This window comes from Stenotrophomonas sp. SPM, assembly GCF_003105135.1.
Classification (GTDB): domain Bacteria; phylum Pseudomonadota; class Gammaproteobacteria; order Xanthomonadales; family Xanthomonadaceae; genus Stenotrophomonas.
This window is the reverse complement of record NZ_QETL01000209.1, coordinates 1-1,539: the sequence shown is the minus strand read 5'-3', so window position 1 is coordinate 1,539 and position 1,539 is coordinate 1. Positions and strand designations below refer to the sequence as shown.

The window sequence follows — 1,539 nt, the reverse complement described above, 5'->3', positions numbered from 1 at the left end:
GGTTGCGGGGGCGTGAGCCGCATGGATGCGGCGACCGAGCTTACATGGACGTACTTGCAGCGTCCCCCGCAACCGGACCCACCCCGCCAGCCCAGGGATACCCCGCTTTTGATGTTGACGTTGCTTCGGCGGGTGCAGGGCGCAGCCCTGCCAAGCAATCATCAGAATTTGAACAGCACCGTCGCCGCGTGCAGCAGCACCCCGATCAACCCACCCACCAGCGTGCCGTTGAACCGGATGAACTGCAGGTCGCGGCCCACGCTCAGTTCCAGCTGCTCGACCAGGTGCCGCTCGTCCCAGCCCTTCACCGTCTGCGCGATGTGCGTGGTCACCCCCTCGCGCAGGCGCTCGGTCAACCGCTGCGCACCCTCCAGCAGATGCTGGTTGAGCGCATCGCGCAGCGCCGGATCGGCCTGCAGCGTCGACCCCAGCGATGCCAGGCTGCGCTGCAGGTGGCCGACCAGTGCCGAATCCTCGCGCTGCAGGTCCGTGCGCAGGCTGGCGTGGATGCGTGCCCACAGCCCCTGCACATACTCCTGCAGGGCCGGGTGGTCGATCATTTCCTGCTTCAGCTGCTCGATGCGCTCGGCCAGCGCCGGGTCTTCGCGCAGGCGCTGCACGTAGTTGCCCAGCCAGGTCTCGTAGTCCTGCCGCAACGGATGCTGCGGCTCGGCCAGGACCTGCTGCAGTTCTTCCAGCACCGCACGCGCCAGCCGCTCGGCCAGGCTGTCACCGATCTCGTCGATCGGCTTGATCCAGTTCACCGTGTTCGACAGCGTTGGCCACTCGCGCTGGATGTAGCGCACGATCAGCTGCGAGGCGCGCTCCTTCACTTCCGGTTGTTCCAGCCAGCGGCCGAGCCGCTGCAGGCCCTCGTCCAGCACGCGCTGGTGGCGGCCATCGGCAGTCAGCAGGGCCAGCAGTTCGCCGGCGGTTGACGCCGCATTCCACTGTCGCAGCTGTTGCACGACGAAGCTGTGCAGCTGCCGGCGCACGGCGCCTTCGTCGAAGAAATCCAGCGCCTGCAGCGCCCAGCCACGGGCCATGTCGGCCAGCATGCGCGAACGTGCCGGATCGGCCAGCCAGCTACCGAGACGGCTGGCGGGGTCGAATACCTGCAGCTTGGCCAGCAGCACGCCCGGTTCCAGAAACTGGTCGCGCACGAACAGGGCCAGGCTGTCGCCGATGCGTTCCTTGCTGCGCGGGATGATCGCCGTGTGCGGAATGGGCAGGCCCATCGGCCGCCGGAACAGCGCGACCACCGCAAACCAGTCGGCCAATGCGCCGACGGCGGCAGCCTCGCAGAAGGCCGACACCCAGGCCCAGCCACCGCGTTCGTCCTGCCAGTGGCTGACCGCGAACCCGGCCAGCATCAACAGCAGCAGGCCCAGGGCGATGGCTTTCAGGCGCCGCAGCTGTGCGCGACGCGGATCGATGGCAGACGTCATGGGGGGAGTCTACCTGCAGCACGGTGACGCTGATCTGTAGAACCGAGCCCACGCTCGGCTGCTTTGCCACGGTGCACGGCAGCCGAGCGTG

At 68.0% G+C, this 1,539-nt stretch carries 1 protein-coding gene; it reads right to left on the bottom strand.

All coding sequences use genetic code 11. From position 1 onward, the window contains the following. Positions 1-161: 161 nt before the first annotated feature. Positions 162-1,448, bottom strand: coding sequence for a DUF445 family protein (locus tag DCO49_RS20035; RefSeq protein WP_116865468.1), 1,287 nt, complete (start codon positions 1,446-1,448; stop codon positions 162-164). Positions 1,449-1,539: the final 91 nt, after the last annotated feature.

Bases quoted from the DNA above. Each gene is read 5' to 3' on its own strand.
- DCO49_RS20035 (WP_116865468.1), bottom strand. From the start codon at position 1,448: ATGACGTCTGCCATCGATCCGCGTCGCGCACAGCTGCGGCGCCTGAAA.